The organism is Pseudomonas sp. UBA5568 (genome assembly GCF_002425525.1).
Classification (GTDB): Bacteria; Pseudomonadota; Gammaproteobacteria; order Pseudomonadales; family Pseudomonadaceae; genus Aquipseudomonas; species Aquipseudomonas fulva.
Map to the genome: position 1 here is coordinate 81,393 of NZ_DIMK01000001.1, position 18,506 is coordinate 99,898.

At 62.2% G+C, this 18,506-nt stretch carries 19 protein-coding genes; 7 read left to right on the top strand and 12 right to left on the bottom strand.

Going from position 1 to position 18,506, the window contains the following annotated elements; translation table 11 throughout:
* Positions 1-77 precede the first annotated feature (77 nt).
* From B2S33_RS00400 to B2S33_RS00410, 3 genes are read left to right on the top strand one after another with little or no spacing between them, the layout of a single operon-like run.
* On the top strand, positions 78-1,505 hold the full coding sequence (locus B2S33_RS00400; RefSeq protein ID WP_288649450.1) for a di-heme oxidoredictase family protein: 1,428 nt from the start codon (positions 78-80) through the stop codon (positions 1,503-1,505).
* Between the two features lie 19 nt (positions 1,506-1,524).
* Positions 1,525-2,589 carry an imelysin family protein gene (locus tag B2S33_RS00405; RefSeq protein ID WP_027914503.1) on the top strand — a complete coding sequence of 355 codons (1,065 nt, stop codon included), beginning with the start codon at positions 1,525-1,527 and terminating at the stop codon, positions 2,587-2,589.
* 2 nt (positions 2,590-2,591) lie between these two features.
* Positions 2,592-3,689, top strand: coding sequence for a DUF1513 domain-containing protein (locus B2S33_RS00410; RefSeq protein ID WP_288649452.1), 1,098 nt, complete (start codon positions 2,592-2,594; stop codon positions 3,687-3,689).
* A gap of 27 nt (positions 3,690-3,716) precedes the next feature.
* Here the strand turns inward: B2S33_RS00410 and B2S33_RS00415 are convergent, their stop codons facing one another.
* The 4 genes from B2S33_RS00415 to colR form a co-directional block, all read right to left on the bottom strand.
* The gene (locus tag B2S33_RS00415) at positions 3,717-3,950 is read right to left on the bottom strand and encodes a hypothetical protein (RefSeq protein ID WP_023534390.1); all 234 of its coding nucleotides are present in this window, start codon (positions 3,948-3,950) and stop codon (positions 3,717-3,719) included.
* 148 nt (positions 3,951-4,098) lie between these two features.
* A complete protein-coding gene (locus tag B2S33_RS00420) occupies positions 4,099-4,779 on the bottom strand; it encodes a class I SAM-dependent methyltransferase (protein WP_027914501.1) in 681 nt (226 codons plus the stop codon).
* A gap of 108 nt (positions 4,780-4,887) precedes the next feature.
* Positions 4,888-6,195: a sensor histidine kinase gene (locus B2S33_RS00425; protein ID WP_027914500.1), complete on the bottom strand. Its 1,308-nt coding sequence runs from the start codon at positions 6,193-6,195 to the stop codon at positions 4,888-4,890.
* Positions 6,185-6,868: a two-component system response regulator ColR gene (gene colR / locus B2S33_RS00430; protein ID WP_023534349.1), complete on the bottom strand. Its 684-nt coding sequence runs from the start codon at positions 6,866-6,868 to the stop codon at positions 6,185-6,187. The genes B2S33_RS00425 and colR overlap by 11 nt, the downstream gene beginning before the upstream one ends.
* A gap of 182 nt (positions 6,869-7,050) precedes the next feature.
* On the opposite strand from colR, the gene B2S33_RS00435 reads away from it, so the two are divergent.
* Complete coding sequence (locus tag B2S33_RS00435) at positions 7,051-7,779, top strand: phosphatase PAP2 family protein (protein WP_280076561.1); 729 nt, start codon at positions 7,051-7,053, stop codon at positions 7,777-7,779.
* A gap of 93 nt (positions 7,780-7,872) precedes the next feature.
* Here the strand turns inward: B2S33_RS00435 and groL are convergent, their stop codons facing one another.
* From groL to B2S33_RS00460, 5 genes are all read right to left on the bottom strand, one after another.
* Positions 7,873-9,516, bottom strand: coding sequence for a chaperonin GroEL (gene groL / locus B2S33_RS00440; RefSeq protein ID WP_027914498.1), 1,644 nt, complete (start codon positions 9,514-9,516; stop codon positions 7,873-7,875).
* Positions 9,517-9,566: 50 nt separating this feature from the next.
* On the bottom strand, positions 9,567-9,860 hold the full coding sequence (locus B2S33_RS00445) for a co-chaperone GroES (RefSeq protein WP_003251905.1): 294 nt from the start codon (positions 9,858-9,860) through the stop codon (positions 9,567-9,569).
* Between the two features lie 235 nt (positions 9,861-10,095).
* A complete protein-coding gene (locus tag B2S33_RS00450) occupies positions 10,096-10,560 on the bottom strand; it encodes an FxsA family protein (RefSeq protein WP_027914497.1) in 465 nt (154 codons plus the stop codon).
* A gap of 67 nt (positions 10,561-10,627) precedes the next feature.
* Positions 10,628-11,359 carry a HugZ family protein gene (locus B2S33_RS00455; protein WP_110607305.1) on the bottom strand — a complete coding sequence of 244 codons (732 nt, stop codon included), beginning with the start codon at positions 11,357-11,359 and terminating at the stop codon, positions 10,628-10,630.
* A 104-nt stretch (positions 11,360-11,463) separates the two neighbouring features.
* On the bottom strand, positions 11,464-12,474 hold the full coding sequence (locus B2S33_RS00460; protein ID WP_027914495.1) for a DUF481 domain-containing protein: 1,011 nt from the start codon (positions 12,472-12,474) through the stop codon (positions 11,464-11,466).
* Positions 12,475-12,636: 162 nt separating this feature from the next.
* On the opposite strand from B2S33_RS00460, the gene B2S33_RS00465 reads away from it, so the two are divergent.
* A complete protein-coding gene (locus B2S33_RS00465; RefSeq protein WP_033695031.1) occupies positions 12,637-12,978 on the top strand; it encodes an MGMT family protein in 342 nt (113 codons plus the stop codon).
* Positions 12,979-13,020: 42 nt separating this feature from the next.
* A complete protein-coding gene (locus B2S33_RS00470) occupies positions 13,021-14,568 on the top strand; it encodes an AmpG family muropeptide MFS transporter (RefSeq protein WP_027914493.1) in 1,548 nt (515 codons plus the stop codon).
* Between the two features lie 36 nt (positions 14,569-14,604).
* Here the strand turns inward: B2S33_RS00470 and B2S33_RS00475 are convergent, their stop codons facing one another.
* From B2S33_RS00475 to B2S33_RS00485, 3 genes are all read right to left on the bottom strand, one after another.
* Positions 14,605-15,849, bottom strand: coding sequence for an MFS transporter (locus B2S33_RS00475; RefSeq protein ID WP_049696494.1), 1,245 nt, complete (start codon positions 15,847-15,849; stop codon positions 14,605-14,607).
* Between the two features lie 191 nt (positions 15,850-16,040).
* Positions 16,041-16,883, bottom strand: a complete 843-nt coding sequence (locus B2S33_RS00480) for a mechanosensitive ion channel family protein (protein WP_023534305.1) — start codon at positions 16,881-16,883, stop codon at positions 16,041-16,043.
* 111 nt (positions 16,884-16,994) lie between these two features.
* Positions 16,995-17,480: a YajQ family cyclic di-GMP-binding protein gene (locus B2S33_RS00485; protein WP_110607306.1), complete on the bottom strand. Its 486-nt coding sequence runs from the start codon at positions 17,478-17,480 to the stop codon at positions 16,995-16,997.
* Positions 17,481-17,579: 99 nt separating this feature from the next.
* Here B2S33_RS00485 and B2S33_RS00490 point away from each other — a divergent pair, with 99 nt between their 5' ends.
* Entirely contained in the window at positions 17,580-18,497 is a 918-nt protein-coding gene (locus B2S33_RS00490; protein ID WP_128610820.1) for a putative 2-dehydropantoate 2-reductase, read from the top strand.
* The last annotated feature ends 9 nt before the right edge of the window (positions 18,498-18,506 follow it).

The following is an 18,506-nucleotide window of genomic DNA, read 5'->3' on the forward strand; positions in this document are numbered from 1 at the left end:
GCAAATTGCTCTTATTCAATGATCCTGGGCCTGATAAGCTTGCACGCCGGTTTTTACGTTCAGGCCCAGGATTCTGCATGTCCCTGCCGCTGTCCCGACTTGCCCCTCTGCTGCTGGTCTTTGCCCTCGCTGCCTGTGATGACGCTCCGCGTTTCACCCAGGCCGAGCCGGGCGAAGCGCTGTCAGGTGGCAAGACGACCGTGTTGCGCAGTGACCGCAATGCGTATTCGCAGCCCGCTGCCAATCTCTCCCCTGAGCGGCGCCTGGACTTTGCCGTGGGCAACAGTTTCTTTCGCAACCCGTGGGTCATCGCCCCCTCTACCACAACGGCGCGCGACGGCCTGGGCCCCTTGTTCAATACCAACGCCTGCCAGAACTGCCATGTGCGCGACGGGCGTGGCCACCCCCCCGCAACAGATGCCAGCAATGCAGTTGGCATGCTCGTGCGCCTGTCGATACCTGACCAGCCCTACCTGGCCAAGGTCATCGAACGGCTCGGGGTGGTACCGGAACCTGTGTACGGCACCCAGCTTCAGGACATGGCCATTCCTGGCGTAGTGCCTGAAGGCAAGGTGCGCATGACCTACACCCCGCAGACGGTCTCGTTCAAGGATGGCCATCAGGTCGAGCTGCGCATGCCTGCGTTGCAGATCACTCAGCTGGGCTATGGGGCGATGCACCCGGACACGCGCTTTTCGGCACGCGTGGCGCCACCGATGATCGGCCTGGGCCTGCTCGAGGCGATCCCCGAGGCCGACCTGCTGGCCAACGAAGACCCGGACGACCGCAATCGCGACGGGATTCGTGGGCGCGCCAACCGCGTATGGGACGACGCTCACGGACGTTCAGTTGTTGGCCGCTTTGGGTGGAAAGCGGGCCAGCCCAACGTGAACCAGCAGAACGCGCATGCGTTCGCCGGCGACATGGGCCTGACGACGACATTGCAGCCCAACGACGACTGCACCCAGGCGCAGGTCGAATGCCGCGCAGCGCCCAATGGCGACGGCGTGGCAGGCGAAAAGGAAGTCAGTGACAACATCCTGCGCCTGGTCACCTTCTATACACGCAACCTTGCAGTACCGGCCCGGCGGGATGTGTCTGACCCCCAGGTGCTTGCAGGCAAGAACCTGTTCCACGAGGCCGGCTGCCAGAGCTGTCACATTCCTCAGTTCACCACCGCCAGCGATGCCGCCGAGCCGGAGCTCGCCGGTCAGACCATCCGGCCCTATACCGATCTGCTGCTGCATGACATGGGGCCCGGCCTTGCCGATGAACGAACCGAATTTGCCGCCAACGGCCAGGACTGGCGCACGGCCCCGCTCTGGGGAATCGGCCTGAGCGAAACGGTCAGCGGTCACTCGCAATTTCTGCATGACGGACGCGCGCGCAACTTGCTCGAAGCGGTGCTGTGGCACGGCGGCGAAGCCCAGGCAGCACGCGATTTCGTCCTTACATTCGATGCCGAGCAGCGCGCTGCGCTGCTGGCTTTTCTGAACTCACTTTAAACATGCACAGGAGCCGGCCATGTTCCGACCCAAACTGTTGTTTACCAGCCTCGCTGCCCTGGCCCTTGGCGCCTGCTCGCCGCAGGATCCGCAGGCCGTCACCTCCGCGGCCATCGCCAAGCAGGTGATCCTGCCCACCTACAGCCGCTGGGTCGAAGCCGACCGCATGCTGGCCGCCAGCGCCCTGGCTTTCTGTGAAGGCAAGGAGACCCTGGAAAAGGCGCGCGCCGATTTCCTCAATGCGCAAAAGGCCTGGGCCGAACTGCAACCCTTGCTGGTGGGTCCACTGGCCGAAGGCAACCGTGCGTGGCAGGTACAGTTCTGGCCTGACAAGAAGAACCTGGTCGGCCGTCAGGTCGAGCAATTGGTCAATGCGGACAAGCCTGTCGATGCGGCCTCCCTGGCCAAGGCCAGCGTTGTCGTCCGCGGCTTGTCTGCCTATGAGTACATCCTGTTCGACAGCAAGCCGGACATCGCCACGGCCGAGCAGAAGGCGCGATACTGCCCGATGCTGGTGGCCATCGCCGAGCACCAGAAGGGGCTGGCCGAGGAAATTCTCAAGGGCTGGAACAGCACTGATGGCATGCTCTCGCAGATGACCAAGTTCCCCAATCAGCGCTACGCCGATTCGCACGAGGCCATCGCCGACCTGCTGCGCGCACAGGTGACCGCTTTGGACTCGCTGAAGAAGAAGCTGGGTGCGCCCATGGGGCGGCAAAGCAAAGGCATCCCACAGCCGCTGCAGGCTGAAGCCTGGCGTAGCCACAACTCCATGAACAGCCTCCAGGCCAGCCTCAAGGCGGCCCAGGCGGTCTGGGTGGGTGTGGACAATCAAGGGCTGCGCGGGCTGCTGCCTAGCGATCAGAAGGCGCTTGCGCAAAAGATAGACGATGCCTACGCCACATCGTTGAAGTTGCTGGCCGACAATCAGAAAACCCTGGGCGAGCTGCTGGCCGACGATGCAGGCCAGCAGACCCTCAACCAGATCTACGACAGCCTCAACGTCGTGCACCGCCTGCATGAAGGTGAGTTGGCCAAGGCACTTAACATTCAGTTGGGCTTCAACGCCAACGACGGTGACTGATCATGCTGCGACGCCAGGCCCTGAAACTCGGTAGCGTTGTACTCAGTGCCCTCACCTTGGGCGGCTGGACGCTTCTGCGCAACAAAGGTAGCGAGCCCCTGCTGCTTTCGGCACGCGACGACGCCGACGGCAAGCACTACGCCGTGGGCTATCGCCTGGACGGCACCCAGGTGTTCAGCACCCAGGTCGCCCAGCGTTGCCATGCCATCATCGATCACCCCGACCGGCCTGTCGCCCTGTTCGTGGCTCGCCGCCCGGGGACCGAAAGCTACCTGGTCGATCTGCGCGACGGCAAGGTGTTGCAGACGGTGGTATCGCCGCCCGACCGGCATTTCTATGGTCATGCCGTGCTCCACAAGGACGGCCAGTGGCTATACACCACCGAAAACGATACCCGTGACCCTGGCCGTGGCGTGCTGGGGGTCTACCGTTTCGACGACGAGCGCCTGGTGCGCACAGGCGAGCTCAGCACCCACGGCATTGGCCCGCACGAAGTCGCCTGGCTGCCGGACGGCGAAACGCTGGTAGTCGCCAACGGTGGCATCCGTACCGAAGCCGAAAGCCGGGTGGAAATGAACCTTGATGCCATGGAGCCGAGCCTGGTGCTGATGCAGCGCGACGGCACCTTGTTGAGCAAGGAAACCCTGGCCCAGCAGATGAACAGTGTTCGTCACCTGGCGGTAGCACGCGACGGCACCATTGCCGCGTGCCAGCAGTTCATGGGGGATGCCTCGGATACTGCCGAGCTACTGGCGATCAAACGGCCGGGCCAGCCTTTCCAGGCTTTCCCCGTTGCGCAACACCAGCTACAGGCCATGGCCCAGTACACCGCCAGCGTGGCCATTCACGACGAACTGCGTCTGGTGGCCTTGACAGCACCACGGGCTAACCGCCTGTTCGTCTGGGACCTGGACAGCGGCGCCGTTCGTCTGGATGCGCCCATGCCCGACTGTGCCGGGGTTGGTGCGGTGAAGGACGGGTTCGTCGTGACATCTGGCCAAGGCCGTTGCCGGTTCTATGATTGCCGCAAGCACCAGCTTGTCGGCCAGCCCCTGAACCTGCCTTCAGGCTTCTGGGACAATCACCTGCACCTAATCTGAAATGTGCGTCAGGCCATGCCCTGCGGCTTAGCCGAACGGCCGCAGGCCCTGGCGCATGCCGAACAGGAACAGCAGCAGGTCATGATCAGGCTGCACCTTGGCCTGCTGCTGCGGCTTTACCTCGCGCGGCAGTGCACATTGTTCAGCCAGCTCCGATTGGCTGAATACCACTGTTTTTGGTTGTTCCCACGCTGCCACCGCAACGGTAGTGAGCGCCAGGCCCCCAACCAGGAACAAAGTTCGAGCTATTTCTAGTTTCATTGCCCTAACCCTTTGACAGCGCTGCCAAACGCTACCTCATCAACGTAGTGCAACCTACGCCCCTTTGCACGCTTGAACGACGAATGGCGGCACCTGTCACATGGGTGATCACGCACAGGGCGCTGCCCTCGAGAGCCGTCAATGCGCCTCAACCCTTGCGCAATACATACACACGCCACATGGCATAAAACGGCAGGAAGTCGAGACGCTCCTGGATTCTGAAACCCGCGGCAGCGAATTCCGCCTCAACCGTTTCGGTGGGTAACACAAAACGGTTCTGGTAACTTTCCGGTCCATGCTCGGCGCCGCGACGCCGCTCGAGCTTCCTGCGCCGCCAGGCTTTGAAATTGCCATCCACCCACAACGACACAATCACGCTGTCTCGGCTAACCCGATGAAACTCATTGAGAATCGCTTTTCTGTGCGCCGCTTCGCCAATATGGTGAAACAGACGCATGCAAAAGATGCTGTCCACCGCGTTGTCCGGCAATTCGATGGCAAAGGCCGAGGTCTGCAAAGGTCGTACCCGGGCCACGATTTCCGGTGGTTGGGCCGCGCATGCCGTCTCGATCATGTCGGCAGAATTGTCTGCTCCGATGATCACGCGGTTGGCTTTTTCCGCCAGCAGTGGCCAGAAGCGACCCGCCCCGCAGGGCAGGTCCAGGACCAGGCCCGGCTCGCCCGCCAGCATCAGGGCCCGTCGAGCCAACTGTTCATCGCGCTTATGGGAAAGGCGCCTGGCAAGGCCAGCCTGGTGCTTCAAAAAATACTGTTGGGCATGGGCCTTGTCGTATTTACGGGAAAACTCGAGGTTGATGGGGCTACGCATCGGGCATCTCCTGATTCCAATGGCGGCCAGACTAAGCAGCCAAGCGTTGGAATCAGGTTATGGCCTTGTGAAAAAAGCGTTCTTCAATAGGATATTTCTTACAGGCTATTACGAAAGTGTGTTCAGCTCGCCCTTGGCTACGGTGCTGCTGAGGTCCACTTGGAAACGGCAGCCATGGGGGTGGGTCGAGGTCAGGGTGACCTGCCAGCCTTGGTCATCGCAAATGCGCTGGACCAACGACAAGCCCAGGCCAAGCCCTTCACCTCGGCGCTCATCCCCCCGCACGAAGGGCTTGAACATGGCTTCGCGCTGCTCCTCCGGGATGCCTACCCCACTGTCTTCCACGGTGAAATGCGTGGCTTGCAGGGTCAGACGAATGTAACCGCTGTCGGTGTAATGGGCAGCATTACGCAGCAAGTTGCCCATGACCGATTGCAGGAAGGTGGCGTTGTACAAGACCGGACCTGCGTTACCACGGCCTTCGTAATGCAGCGTCAGCCCCTTTTGTTCGATGGTGTCGCGCCATACCCCGATCAATTCGTCCCCCACCTCGCGCAGGGTTGCCCGCGAAGCCACAGCGCCTTCGTCTCTTTGGGCCCGGGCTAGCATGAGGAAGGTTTTTACCAGCTCGCGCATTTCCTCGGTGGCGCGGGCTACCCGTTCGACCTGACTGCGCGAGCGCGCGTCCAGTGCCGGGTTTTCCATGAGCAGCTCGCACGAGGTGGCCAGCACCATCAGCGGCGTACGCAACTCGTGGCTGACGTCGCTTGTGAACAGGCGCTCGCGCGTCAAGGCATCGCGCAGACGGCCCAGGGTGTCGTCGAAGGCCACTGCCAACTGCCCGACCTCGTCGGCGGCGTAATCAGGCGCCAATGGTGGCGCCAACCCCAACAGCTGATCGCGATGGCGCACTTGGCGCGCCAGGCGGATGACCGGCGCCATCACCCGACGCGCCACCAACCAGCCCAGAATCACGGCGAGCACCAGGCTCAATACGAACCCTACGACCACCACCGCGAACAGCAGCCGTTCTCGCTCCTCGAAGTCGCTTTGATCCTGCAACAGCACGTAGCGACGACCGTCCACGATCTCCACCATGGCGTGATACGAAAGCTGATCGCGAAAGACCTCGTGGAAACCCCGGTCCAGATGGCGCAGGTCCTTTGGCAACTCGAAGTCGTCCCGCCCGCCACTGAAGTAGAACAGTTGGTCCGGTCGCGGACGGTGACTCCAGTCGCTGACGCTGTCCATGCGCAACAGACGCTGCAAGTCACCGCCGAGCACCGACGAAATCAGGCGTTCTTCCACCAGGTGCACGGTAGAAACGATACCCACGGCGAAAGCCCCCGCTACCAGCGCGCTCATCAACGCAAAGGCAATGATGATGCGCTGGGCAAGGCTCTGTTTAAACTCCATCGCGGCCCTCGGCGAGGCGATAGCCGACGCCATGGACGGTATGCAGCAGGGGTTTTTCAAAGGGTTTGTCGATCACCTGGCGCAACTGGTGTACATGGCTGCGCAGGCTGTCGCTGTCGGGGCAGTCATCGCCCCACAGGGCTTCTTCGAGCACTTCGCGCCGCAACACGTGCGGGCTCTTCTGCATGAGCACCGCCAGCAGTTTCAAGCCGACCGGGTTGAGCTTGAGCAGGCGGCCTTGCCGGCTGACCTCGAGTGTGTCGAGGTCGTAGCTCAGGTCTGCAACCTGCAGCGTGCGACGTCCACCACCCTGCGCCCTGCGCAGCACGGCTTCGATACGCGCAGACAGCTCGGACAAGGCGAAGGGCTTGAGCAGGTAGTCATCGGCGCCGGAACGGAAGCCTTGCAGCCGATCGTCCAGCTGATCGCGGGCGGTGAGCATGATCACCGGCGTGTCGCGGCGTGCGTCTTCGCGCAGGCGCTTGCACAGCGTATAGCCATCGATGCCCGGCAACATGATGTCGAGCACGATCAGGTCATAGTGCTCGGTCGCTGCCAGGTGCAGGCCCGACAACCCATCCTGGGCACAGTCGACGGTATAGCCCTTCATGCCGAGGTAATCGGCAAGGTTGGCCAGAATATCGCGGTTGTCTTCAACCAAGAGGATGCGCATGAATTTCTCCTGTGCGACGCTGCTCGCGGTGATGCGCGGCAGGCGCAGCTTAAGGCCTAAGCCTGCGGGGTGCCAGCCTTTGGATGAATTCAGGCGGCTTGACGTTTTTTTCACCGAACCTTCACGGACACAGCATAGAAGCGGCCTGACAATGCGCGACCTTCTCGCGCCCTGGAGCCGCCATGCAGCAATCAAATTGCCCTCGCCCCTTGAACCTGTGGCTGTACCTAGGTATCCCAATGGCCATCATGCTTGGGCTGGTGGCGCTCGAATGGACGTCGGTGGACATGGACATAGCCAACCTGTTCTTCGATACCGCCACCGGGCAGTTCATCGGTCGCCACAGCTACCTGCTGGAGAACATCCTGCATGACCGGGTCAAGCAGGGCGTAATCGTGTTGGGCGTACTGGCACTGGCTGTGTTTGCGGCAAGTTTTTTGGTCAAGGGTTTGTACAGCTGGCGCCGCGAACTGGGCTGCCTGGTGCTCGCACTGGGGGTGTCCACCGCCTTCGTCACACCGCTTAAGAAACTGACGCAGGTGCAGTGCCCTTGGAGCCTCACGCAGTTCGGCGGCTCGGAAACCTACAGCAAGCTGCTCGAGCCAAGGCCTGCCACCGACAAGCCGGGCCTGTGCTGGCCGGGTGGTCACGCGACCACGGGGTTCTGCCTATTCGCGCTGTTTTTCGCGTTGCGTGATCGTAAACCGCGCCTCGCGCGCGTGGCATTTGCGGCCGCCCTGATCGCCGGTACGGTCCTGTCGGTGGGCAGGATGATGCAAGGGGCGCACTTTTTGTCCCACAACGTGTGGACGGCCGTGTTCTGCTGGCTGATCGGCCTGGGTGCCTACTACCTGGTGCTGTACCGCAAACGGGCAGCAGACAGGCCAGCCGCCGAGCCCAACCCTGCCTGAGTCAGTGCCCCCCGGTCGAGTGCCGAGCCCTGAACGAAAAAGCCCCGGCTCTTGCGAGCCGGGGCTTAGGGGTATAGCGAGGGTAAGGCTGGCTTACATCATGCCGCCCATGCCACCCATGCCGCCCATGTCAGGCATGCCGCCGCCTGCTGGCTTGTCTTCCGGCAGGTCAGCAACCATGGCTTCGGTGGTGATCATCAGACCGCCGATCGAAGCAGCAGCTTGCAGTGCCGAACGGGTAACCTTGGCTGGGTCCAGGATACCCATTTCGATCATGTCGCCGTACTCGCCGGTCGCAGCGTTGTAGCCGTAGTTGCCCGAACCCTGCTTGACCTTGTCGGCCACAACGCTTGGCTCGTCGCCGGCGTTGGCAGTGATCTGACGCAGCGGGGATTCGACCGCACGGCGCAGCAGCGAGATACCGACGTTCTGGTCTTCGTTGTCACCTTTGAGGTCAACGATTGCAGACAGGGCGCGCACCAGGGCAACACCACCGCCAGGCACCACGCCTTCCTCGACCGCTGCACGGGTAGCGTGCAGTGCGTCTTCGACGCGGGCTTTCTTCTCTTTCATTTCGACTTCGGTGCCAGCACCGACCTTGATGACGGCAACACCGCCGGCCAGCTTGGCCAGACGCTCTTGCAGCTTCTCACGGTCGTAGTCCGAAGAGGTTTCTTCGATCTGAGCACGGATCTGCTTGACGCGACCCTGGATATCGTCTTCAGCGCCAGCGCCGTCAATGATGATGGTGTTTTCCTTGGACAGGGTAACGCGCTTGGCGTTGCCCAGGTGTTCCAGGGTAGCGGTTTCCAGGGACAGGCCGATTTCTTCGGAGATGACCTGGCCGCCAGTCAGGACGGCGATGTCCTGCAGCATGGCCTTGCGACGGTCGCCGAAGCCTGGTGCCTTGACTGCTGCAACCTTGACGATGCCGCGCATGTTGTTGACGACCAGGGTAGCCAGGGCTTCGCCTTCGACGTCTTCAGCAACGATCAGCAGCGGGCGGCCGGCCTTGGCAACGGCTTCCAGTACTGGCAGCAGCTCACGGATGTTGGAGATCTTCTTGTCGACCAGCAGCAGCAGCGGGCTGTCCAGCTCGGCAACCATGGTGTCTGGCTTGTTGACGAAGTACGGGGACAGGTAGCCGCGGTCGAACTGCATGCCTTCGACGACCGACAGCTCGTTTTCCAGGCCCGAACCTTCCTCGACGGTGATGACGCCTTCCTTGCCGACCTTCTCCATGGCTTCGGCGATGATTTCACCGATGGAGCTGTCGGAGTTGGCGGAAATGGTACCGACCTGGGCAATGGCCTTGGAATCGGCGCATGGCTTGGACAGGTTCTTCAGCTCGGCAACGATGGCGGAGGTCGCCTTGTCGATGCCGCGCTTGAGGTCCATCGGGTTCATGCCGGCAGCGACGGCCTTCAGGCCTTCGTTGACGATCGACTGAGCCAGCACGGTCGCGGTGGTGGTGCCGTCACCGGCTGCATCGTTGGCCTTGGAAGCGACTTCCTTGACCAACTGGGCGCCCATGTTCTCGAAGGCGTCCTTGAGCTCGATTTCCTTGGCGACGGAAACGCCGTCCTTGGTGATGGTCGGCGCGCCGAAGCTCTTGGCCAGTACCACGTTACGGCCTTTCGGGCCCAGGGTCGCTTTTACCGCGTCAGCCAGAACGTTGACACCAACCAGCATTTTCTTGCGAGCGGAATCGCCGAATTTTACGTCTTTAGCAGCCATGATCGTTTAATCCTTGATAAATCTTTGGAGTAACGGGAAGTCGGTGGAAATCAGCCTTCAACAACGGCCAGGATTTCGTTTTCGGCCATGACCAGCAGGTCTTCGCCGTCGACTTTCACGGTGTTGCTACCCGAGTACGGGCCGAAAACCACTTTGTCACCCACTTTCACGGCCAGTGCACGTACTTCGCCGTTGTCCAGGACGCGGCCAGTGCCGACGGCGACGACTTCGCCGCGGTTTGGTTTTTCAGCGGCCGAACCTGGCAGGACGATACCGCCAGCGGTTTTCGATTCTTCTTCGCTGCGACGGATGACGACGCGGTCATGCAGAGGACGAAGCTTCATTGTCGATCTCTCCCAAATTGTGGTTTTCATCGGCCGGTGTCGACACCGGCGGGTTGATGCTGTCCGGCGTTGCCGGAAGGCCGCTCGCAACGAGCAAACGGCCTGAGTCATGTCTGGTGTCACCACCAGAAACCTTGCGGTGACCACTACATGAGGCCGTCCGAATCGATTACAAGGCTTGGCAGGGAATTTTTTTTGCCCAGGCATGAAAAAGGGCCGCTTGGCGGCCCTGTTCTCACTGATCGCGGCGCTCGTACTCGCCTTCTATCACATTGGGCCGATGGCCCCCGTCACGCGGGGGCTGGCCCTGCAAAGGGTCATCCTGAAACGCTCGCTGGCGGGTCGCCTGGGCCTGGGCACGCTCGCGCATCTTGCGAGCCGCCAGACGGCGGGTGAAGGGCAACAGGCACAGCAGGCCGAGCACGTCGCTGATGAAACCGGGGATCATCAGCAGCCCGCCGCCGACCGCCAGCATCATGCCATGGAACATGTCCTCGGCAGGCAGCTCACCGCGTTGCAGGCTTTCACGCGCACGCAGGGCCGTGGCCAACCCGGCGACTCGCATGACCAAGACCCCGAGGGCGGAGCCGGCGATAATCAGCAGCAATGCGGGGAAGAACCCGATGGCCCCGCTGACTTTCACGAAGACGAACAGCTCCAGCACTGGAAACAGCAGAAGCAGCAGTAGAAAAACACGCATCAAAGCATTCCTCGTCGCAAGACACCCTTGCAGTAAGACCTACAAATGGATGCGTGTGCTCCGCTTTTCAAGCAGGTATTTCGCTCGAAGCCGGCCAGCGGTCGGCGCGGGCCAGAAAAACCAAGGCTTCGCGCACTTGTGTCGGCGTATTGCAATGAGTCGGAAATGCCAACCAGTGGATCGCCTGGCCGATGCGCAGGTGCATCCCTTCGCTGTCGATACCGACCAACTGCGCAGGCATGTGGCTGGGAAGCTGGGCAAGCTGCACATAGTGCGCGATGGCCACGGCATGGTCGCTGTTCATGTGCTCGATCATGCCGCTCTCGACCTTGCCGGCGAACGGATTGGCCAAGGTCACCTTGTCGAGCCAGTGGATGGCACCGAAGCCACCGATGTAGCGATGCCGTACCGGCTCAAGCACCCAGAAATCGAAGTCGTGAGCCTGGTGGTAGTCGGCCGCGTCCGGGAAGTAGCGGTAATAGCGCAGGGCCGCTGCCTCGATGCTGGTCGGGTCCTGCAGCTTGCTCGCCTCGGCCATGACGGTCAGTCGCCCGACCGCCTGCACGTCCTGCGCCTCACGCTCGCCCACCAGCAGCGAACACTTGGCGTCCTTGTGCAGGTTATGCGTGTGCTGGGCGATACGGCTGATCAGGATGAGCGGCCTGCCCTCTGCATCGAGGCAATAGGGCACGACCGAACCGAACGGGAAACCAGGCATGGACTTGGAATGGGTCGACAAGACCCCCCGGTATTCCTTGAGCAACAATTCCCGGGCAGGACGGACGGCGTTCTGACTCACTTCGAAACCCCTCGATGAAACCCTGCAGGCAGCAGGCGGTGATGGCAGGCACAAGACCGACAAGGGCAGGCCTGACTCCAATCGCCCAGCTTAACCCCGACGGCTTACCAGGTAACGCCAAAGCCTGCAGTGTAGCGGGTCTTGTCCAGGTCGCTCTCGCGGGTGCCACTGATGATGTCCTTCTCGGCCTTGAGGTTCAGCGACGCCCAGTCGGTGACCTTGTAGCGCAGGCCCACTTCGGCGTCCAGGGAATAGTCGGCGACATTGCCCAGGGGCTTTGCCAGCTCGCCGTTAGTGAACAGTTGCACCTTCTTGCCGATCAGGTAGCGGGTGTAGTCCCACTTCACGGCGGCGGAATAGAAGTTGTCCTTGTCACCGTCCTGGTACTCGAAGTCGGTACGGTTGATCAGCGAGCCCAGCGAGAAGGCACCCAGCTCGTCGTCCCAGAACTGGTAGCCAGGGCCAGTACCCACCGTGCGCTGGCGGGCGAGGTCTTCGATACGGTCACGCTTGTACTCGGCACGCCCCTGCCAGAACCATTTCTCGGTCAGGAAGCGGTCCAGCGCATACTCGGCGCTCCAGTTGTCGGTGGTGGTGACATCGTCCTTGGTCTCGCGGTTGTACTCGCCTTCGGCGTTATGACGCCAGCGCCCATGGCGTGCAGTGGTCTTGAAACTGACGTCGTAGTCGTCGGTGTCGTTCTCGGCCCGCTTGTAGTCCAGCGCCACATCGACATTGCCTTTCCAGACCAGGTCCTCGACCACCGGCTTGGGCTTCATGATCTGCTCGATGCTCGCCAGGTCCACCGTCTTGGGTGCCTCGCCGTTGGCCAGGGTCACTTTGCCTGCCTCGGCAGCCTGGAGCGACTTGGCCTTCTCGCCGGAGTAGGCATCCTGCTTGACCAGCAGCTCCTGGTCGCTTTCAAGGGTCTTCACCTGTTTCCAGTCCAAGGCGATCGAACCGCCGTAAGGCGTTTCGAGCAGCAGCTTGCCGCCGTCGAAGACCTTGATCTTGCCGCTCAGGCGGTCGCCATTTTTCATCCAGACAGTATCGGCGAACGCCGAGGAGACGCAGCAGGAGGCGGCGAGTAGTGAGAGCAGTAATTTGAAGGACATAAGCGGGCTACAGGTTCGATTTGGCGAGAAAACCGGGCATTATCCAGATGCAACCGGCAAGAGCAAGCAAAGACCTGCCACGCGCCGATGAGTTCCACTCTCATTTGCCGGCCGTTGGTCAGGTTTCATGTACACCCCAGGGAGGGCCTGGTGTTCGACGCGATGGAGCATACCTTGGAAACTGCAGAGGGCCGACGGACGGCATTGTATTCAGTGCTCGGCCAGGTACCTGTCGGGCGCGTGGTGAGCTATGGCCAACTGGCAGCGCTTGCCGGGCTTGGCAAGGCCGCCCGGTGGGTGGGCCGCACGCTGTCTCAGTTGCCTGAGGGCACGCGTTTGCCTTGGCATCGGGTGCTGGGCGCAGGCGGTCGCCTGAGCCTGCCTTCAGGTACGCCATCGGGCGATGAGCAACGGGCCCGTTTGCGTGCCGAAGGCGTGCACGTGGCCAACAATCGCGTGGATATGACGCGCCATGGCTGGCGCCCGATGGAGCACAGCGGTTAGAGTGCGCGCTTTGTCCTGGAAACTTGAGGCAGATGTTGGTCCATGCCCCGTAAAACCTGGCGCGCTGCGCTCGCTGCCTATGCCAGCCCGTCAACCCTGGTGCTTTTGCTGCTCGGCTTCGCGGCCGGCCTGCCTTACATGCTGGTGTTCTCGACCCTCTCCGTATGGTTGCGCGAAGCCGGCGTAGCCAGGGAAACCATCGGCTATGCCAGCCTTATCGGCCTGGCCTATGCCTTCAAATGGGTGTGGTCGCCGCTGCTGGACCAATGGCGTTTACCGCTTCTGGGCGGCATGGGGCGTCGCCGTTCCTGGCTGCTGCTGTCCCAGGCACTGGTCGTGGTGGGCCTGGTCGGCATGAGCCTGTGCGACCCGCAACAGCACCTTTCGTGGCTGATCGCCCTGGCCGTCCTGGTGGCCTTTGCCTCGGCCACCCAGGATATCGCCGTGGATGCCTACCGCCTGGAGATCGCCGATGACCAGCGCCAGGCGGCCCTGGCCGCCAGCTACATGGCCGGTTATCGCGTCGCCGCCCTGCTCGCCACCGCCGGCGCGCTGTTCTTTGCCGAATGGTTTGGCTCCACCGGGTTCAGCTACCTGCACAAGGCGTGGGCCGGCACCTATGTGATGTTCGCAGTCATGATGCTTCCGGCCCTCTTCACGACCCTGGTCATGCGCGAGCCACCCGTGCCCCTGCGCACCCAGCTTTCGGCAGCCCGCTACGGGTTGGCCCACCAGTTGGCCTCGGTGTTCGTGCTCATCATCCTGCTGGTGTCGGTGCCGGCCAGCTTCACGCAGATGTTCAATACAGGCTGGTCGAGCGTGATCTCGGGCGACGCCACGCCCCTGGACCTGCTGCTCGAGGACCGCGCCTTCCTGCGCTTGATCCTGTACGTGCTGCTGTCCTGGGCTTGCCTGTCGAGCCTTGGCCGCCGCGGCCTTGCGCCGGTGCTCACGCCCATCAATGACTTCATCGTGCGCTACCGCTGGCAAGCTCTGCTGCTACTCGGGCTGATCGCCACCTACCGCATGTCCGACACGGTAATGGGCGTCATGGCCAACGTGTTCTACATCGACATGGGCTTTACCAAGGACCAGATCGCCAGTGTCAGCAAGATTTTCGGCCTGATCATGACCTTGGTGGGCGCCGGCGTGGGCGGCCTGCTCATCGTGCGCTTCGGCATCATGCCCATTCTGTTCATCGGTGGCGTGGCGTCAGCCGGCACCAACATTCTGTTCCTGATGCTGGCGGACATGGGCCCGAATCTGGAAATGCTGGTGGTGACCATTTCGCTGGACAACTTCAGCTCCGGCATGGCGACTTCAGCCTTTGTCGCCTACTTGTCGAGCCTGACCAACCTCAAGTTCTCGGCCACCCAGTATGCGCTACTGAGCTCGATCATGTTGCTGCTGCCACGCTTGATCGGTGGCTATTCCGGCGTCATGGTGGAGAAGTTCGGGTACCACGATTTCTTCCTGATCACCGCGCTGCTTGGCGTGCCGACCTTGATCCTGATCGCCTTGCAGTGGCGCCAGGACAGCACGCCCGGCCAGTCGGCCAGCCCACCTGCCCCGGCCTCCGAGCAGCCCTGAACAGCCTGCCTTGCAAGGGCAAGGCATGTGTACCGCCTAAGGCATCACAGCCGCTTGGGCACTGCGCGCCCTCAACAGCGACCACAGCGGCCACAGGGCCAGCCCCCCTGCCACACTGGCCGCCACGGCAAAGTGCAAAAGGCTCGCCCCGGCACCGATCATGGCCAGCAAGGCCCCGCCTAATCCCAGCAACGCGATGGTGATCATGCCGAGCATGGCCGAGACCAGGCCTTTGCTTTGAGTGCTTGCGAACAATGTCATGCGATAGAGCACGGCATTGGCGATACCCAGGCCCAGTGCGTAGAGCGACAGACCTGCCACCAGGCTGATAACGCTCGGCCATACCCAGGTTGCCACCACCATCAGGCAGAGCCCTGCCACATAAGGCCACAGCGCACCGCGCACCAACGTCGGCAGCGGATGACGGTCGGCAATGTGGTTGATGATCAGGTTGCCCAGAATCAGCCCACCAAACACCGGCAACTGCCACAGGGCATAGGCGAGCGTGCTTAGCCCTTCATCGTGGATGAGCAGCACCGGGGACAGGCCAATCCAGCCGATCAACGGCAGACCAACCAGGCCCAGGGCGGCGCTGCCGGCGACGAAACGCCGGTTCGACAGCAGCTGCCCGTACCCGGCCAGCAACGGCAACAGGTGGATCGGGGTGAAGGCCAGGCGCGAGCCGTCGCGCCGCTCCACACCCAAGGTTTCGGGCATCAACCGATACAGCAGCAACCAGGCAACCACAGCGCCAATGGCAAACGCCACGAACAACCAGCGCCAGTCCAGCCATTGCAGCATCAGCGTCCCCACCAAAGGCCCCAGCAGTGGCGACAGCAAGGCGATATTGGCCAGCAAGGCCATCATGCGCACAGCATCCGCCTCGCTGAATGCCTCGTTGAGTGCGGGATAACTGACCGTGACCACAAAACCCAGTCCGATGCCTTGCAGCAGACGCAGCAGGTTGAACAGGCCAATGTCATGGACCCAGAAGGTGCCCAGGCACGCCAGGCCGAAGAATGCGCAACCGGTGAGCAGCAGCGGTCGGCGGCCGTAGCGATCGGCCAACGGCCCGATCAGCCATTGCAGCAAGACACCCCCGAGCAGGTAGAGATTGAGCGCGTGGGGAATGTATTCGGGGCCGGCCTTGAGCTCGCCCACCACAACGGGCATCGCCGGCATGACGGCGTCGCTGGCCAGGTAGGTCAGCAGCTCGAACAGCGCGAGTGTCAGGCCAAACAACAAGGCCCGCAGCGGGGTGATGTACAGCAGTGGTTTCATGATGGTTTACGAAGATGACGGTGGGACGAGGCTATATGCCAGAAATCCCGATGACTGACTGTGAGCAAGTGTAAGCGCGCGAATAGATCCCCTTGAGCAACGAAGCCCGCCCTGCGCGCCCAGCAGGCCCTGTGAAGGACGCTGCTGAACCCGGAGGGCGGGCTCGATCGATGCCAGCCTGTGCTGAGGCCTTACTGCGCGGCCGTTTCCTGCACCACGCGAATGACCCGCTGCGGGAACGGAATGTCGATCCCTTCCGCCTTCAAGCGGTCACGTGCCTGCTCGTTGAGCATGAAGATCACGTCCCAGTAGTCCGAGGTCTTGGTCCACAGACGCAGCGAGACGGTGATCGAGCTGTCACCCAGGGTAGACACCACCGCCACAGGGGCAGGGTCGGCCAGCACACGTGGGTCCTGGGCCAGCTCCAGCAGGACGTTGCGCGCCTTCTGCAAGTCAGCCTCGTAGTCCACCCCCACGTCGAACACCACCTTGCGGGTGGGTTGGCGGTTGGTGTTGGTGATAATCCCGTTGGACAGGGAGCCGTTGGGCAGGATCACGGTCTTGTTGTCGCCGGTACGCAGCACCGTGTGGAAAATCTGGATGCTGTCCACGGTACCGCTCACGCCCTGCGCCTCGATCCAGTCACCGATGCGGAACGGGCGGAACAGCAGGATCAGTACGCCGCCTGCGAAGTTCGCCAGGCTGCCTTGCAACGCCAGGCCGATGGCCAGGGTAGCACCACCGATGGCCGCCACGAAGGAGGTCGTCTCGATACCGATCATCGAGGCCACGCTGATGGCCAGCAGGATCTTCAACACGATGTTTGCCAGCGTGCGGATGAAGTTCTGCAGCGCCGGGTCGTGGACTTTCAGGCCCACGAGCCTTGCCAGCCGGTCGCTGACGATGTTGGTCACCCACCAGCCGATGGCGAGGGTCACCAGCGCCAGCAGCAGGCGGCTGCCGTACGCCATGATCATGGGAATCCAGGTTTCGGATTGGCGGACCAACTGATCGACTTCAGCACTCAAATCCATATTCATCTCCTGATGCCGAACGGCGATTGCACAATACGTCAGGCCGCCTGCATTTCAGCGGCCAGGCCCCCATGGACAGCCGTGAGTGCACGGGGGTTCCGGCGGCCCGGATCAGTCGCGGAAGTTGTTGAACTGCAGCGGCATGTCAAATTCCTTGGTACGGAGCAAGGCGATGGCTTCCTGCAGATCATCGCGCTTCTTGCCAGTGACCCGTACCTGCTCGCCCTGGATGGCGGCCTGGACCTTGAGCTTGCCATCCTTGATGGTGGCGACGATCTTCTTCGCCAGGTCCTTGTCGATGCCCTCGCGGAACTTGGCCTCCTGCTTTTTCTCCTTGCCGGACGGATAGGGGTCCTTGGTTTCCAGGCACTTGACGTCGATCTTGCGCTTGACCAGGGCCAGGCGCAGGATTTCGATCATCGCCTCGAGCTGGAACTCTTCCTCGGCCGTGAGCATGACGGTCTGCTCTTTATCCTTGAACTCGAAGCTGCCCTTGCCCTTGAGGTCGTAGCGGCGGTCAAGCTCCTTGATGGCATTGTCGACCGCGTTCTGCACTTCGTGCTTGTCCAGTTCCGATACCACGTCGAACGAAGGCATGGTTACTCTCCCAAAATAAAAGCGCGCTCGGACTGAAGATGGAGCGCGCTGGGTTTGACGGTTAAAATGCGGGCTCATTATAACGGTTGCGAAACGCATATGAGCAGCACCTGGCACATTCTCGGCGCAGGAAGCCTGGGCAGCCTGTGGGCCTGTCGTCTGGCGCGGGCCGGCAAGGCCGTGCGCCTGATCATGCGTGACAGCACGCGTTTGCAGGCTTACCAGCAAGTGGGCAGCCTTGGCTTGCTGGAACAGGACCTGACCGCCCACTACGCCATACCGGCCGAGACAGCCCAGAGTGATGGGCCGATCCACCGCCTGCTGGTGGCCTGCAAGGCCTATGACGCGGCGCCGGCCGTGGCCAGCGTTGCCAGCCGTCTTGTGCCCGGCGCCGAGGTGCTGTTGTTGCAAAACGGCCTGGGTAGCCAGGACGAGGTGGCCAGACAGGTGCCGCAGGCCCGCTGCATCTTCGTCTCCAGCACCGAGGGCGCCTACCGGGAACGTGACTGGCAGGTGCGCTTCGCCGGGCAGGGGTACAACTGGCTGGGGGACCCGGGCAATCCTGCTCCACCGCCGTGGCTCGAGGATTTGCAAGCAGCGGGTATCCCTGCCCAATGGAGCCCCGATATCCTCAGCCGGCTCTGGCGCAAGCTGGCCATCAACTGCGCGATCAACCCGCTGACCGTGCTGCACCAATGCCGCAACGGGGGCCTGCTGGGCCATCTCGATCAGGTGCAGGCACTGTGCGTTGAGCTCGAGCGTCTGTTGCGTCGGTGCGGCCAGCCGCAGGCCGCTAAGGACCTTGAACAGGACGTGCAACGGGTCCTCCTGGCCACTGCCACCAACTACGCTTCGATGTACCAGGATGTGCGGGCTGGCCGGCGTACCGAGGTGCAGTACCTGCTTGGCTATGCTTGCCAGGCAGCCCGCCGACATGGGCTGCACCTGCCGCATCTGGAACACCTGCTCCAATGCCTGGTCGATAACTTGCGCGTGCGGGGCTTGCCCTGCGACTGACGCGGCCCT

Bases quoted from the DNA above. Each gene is read 5' to 3' on its own strand.
- B2S33_RS00490 (WP_128610820.1), top strand. From the start codon at position 17,580: ATGAGCAGCACCTGGCACATTCTCGGCGCAGGAAGCCTGGGCAGCCTG.
- B2S33_RS00480 (WP_023534305.1), bottom strand. From the start codon at position 16,883: ATGGATTTGAGTGCTGAAGTCGATCAGTTGGTCCGCCAATCCGAAACC.
- colR (WP_023534349.1), bottom strand. From the start codon at position 6,868: ATGCGCATCCTCTTGGTTGAAGACAACCGCGATATTCTGGCCAACCTT.
- B2S33_RS00400 (WP_288649450.1), top strand. From the start codon at position 78: ATGTCCCTGCCGCTGTCCCGACTTGCCCCTCTGCTGCTGGTCTTTGCC.
- B2S33_RS00420 (WP_027914501.1), bottom strand. From the start codon at position 4,779: ATGCGTAGCCCCATCAACCTCGAGTTTTCCCGTAAATACGACAAGGCC.
- groL (WP_027914498.1), bottom strand. From the start codon at position 9,516: ATGGCTGCTAAAGACGTAAAATTCGGCGATTCCGCTCGCAAGAAAATG.
- B2S33_RS00470 (WP_027914493.1), top strand. From the start codon at position 13,021: ATGCCCCGTAAAACCTGGCGCGCTGCGCTCGCTGCCTATGCCAGCCCG.
- B2S33_RS00485 (WP_110607306.1), bottom strand. From the start codon at position 17,480: ATGCCTTCGTTCGACGTGGTATCGGAACTGGACAAGCACGAAGTGCAG.
- B2S33_RS00405 (WP_027914503.1), top strand. From the start codon at position 1,525: ATGTTCCGACCCAAACTGTTGTTTACCAGCCTCGCTGCCCTGGCCCTT.
- B2S33_RS00410 (WP_288649452.1), top strand. From the start codon at position 2,592: ATGCTGCGACGCCAGGCCCTGAAACTCGGTAGCGTTGTACTCAGTGCC.
- B2S33_RS00415 (WP_023534390.1), bottom strand. From the start codon at position 3,950: ATGAAACTAGAAATAGCTCGAACTTTGTTCCTGGTTGGGGGCCTGGCG.
- B2S33_RS00445 (WP_003251905.1), bottom strand. From the start codon at position 9,860: ATGAAGCTTCGTCCTCTGCATGACCGCGTCGTCATCCGTCGCAGCGAA.
- B2S33_RS00450 (WP_027914497.1), bottom strand. From the start codon at position 10,560: ATGCGTGTTTTTCTACTGCTGCTTCTGCTGTTTCCAGTGCTGGAGCTG.
- B2S33_RS00425 (WP_027914500.1), bottom strand. From the start codon at position 6,195: ATGGAGTTTAAACAGAGCCTTGCCCAGCGCATCATCATTGCCTTTGCG.
- B2S33_RS00475 (WP_049696494.1), bottom strand. From the start codon at position 15,849: ATGAAACCACTGCTGTACATCACCCCGCTGCGGGCCTTGTTGTTTGGC.
- B2S33_RS00435 (WP_280076561.1), top strand. From the start codon at position 7,051: ATGCAGCAATCAAATTGCCCTCGCCCCTTGAACCTGTGGCTGTACCTA.
- B2S33_RS00460 (WP_027914495.1), bottom strand. From the start codon at position 12,474: ATGTCCTTCAAATTACTGCTCTCACTACTCGCCGCCTCCTGCTGCGTC.
- B2S33_RS00465 (WP_033695031.1), top strand. From the start codon at position 12,637: ATGGAGCATACCTTGGAAACTGCAGAGGGCCGACGGACGGCATTGTAT.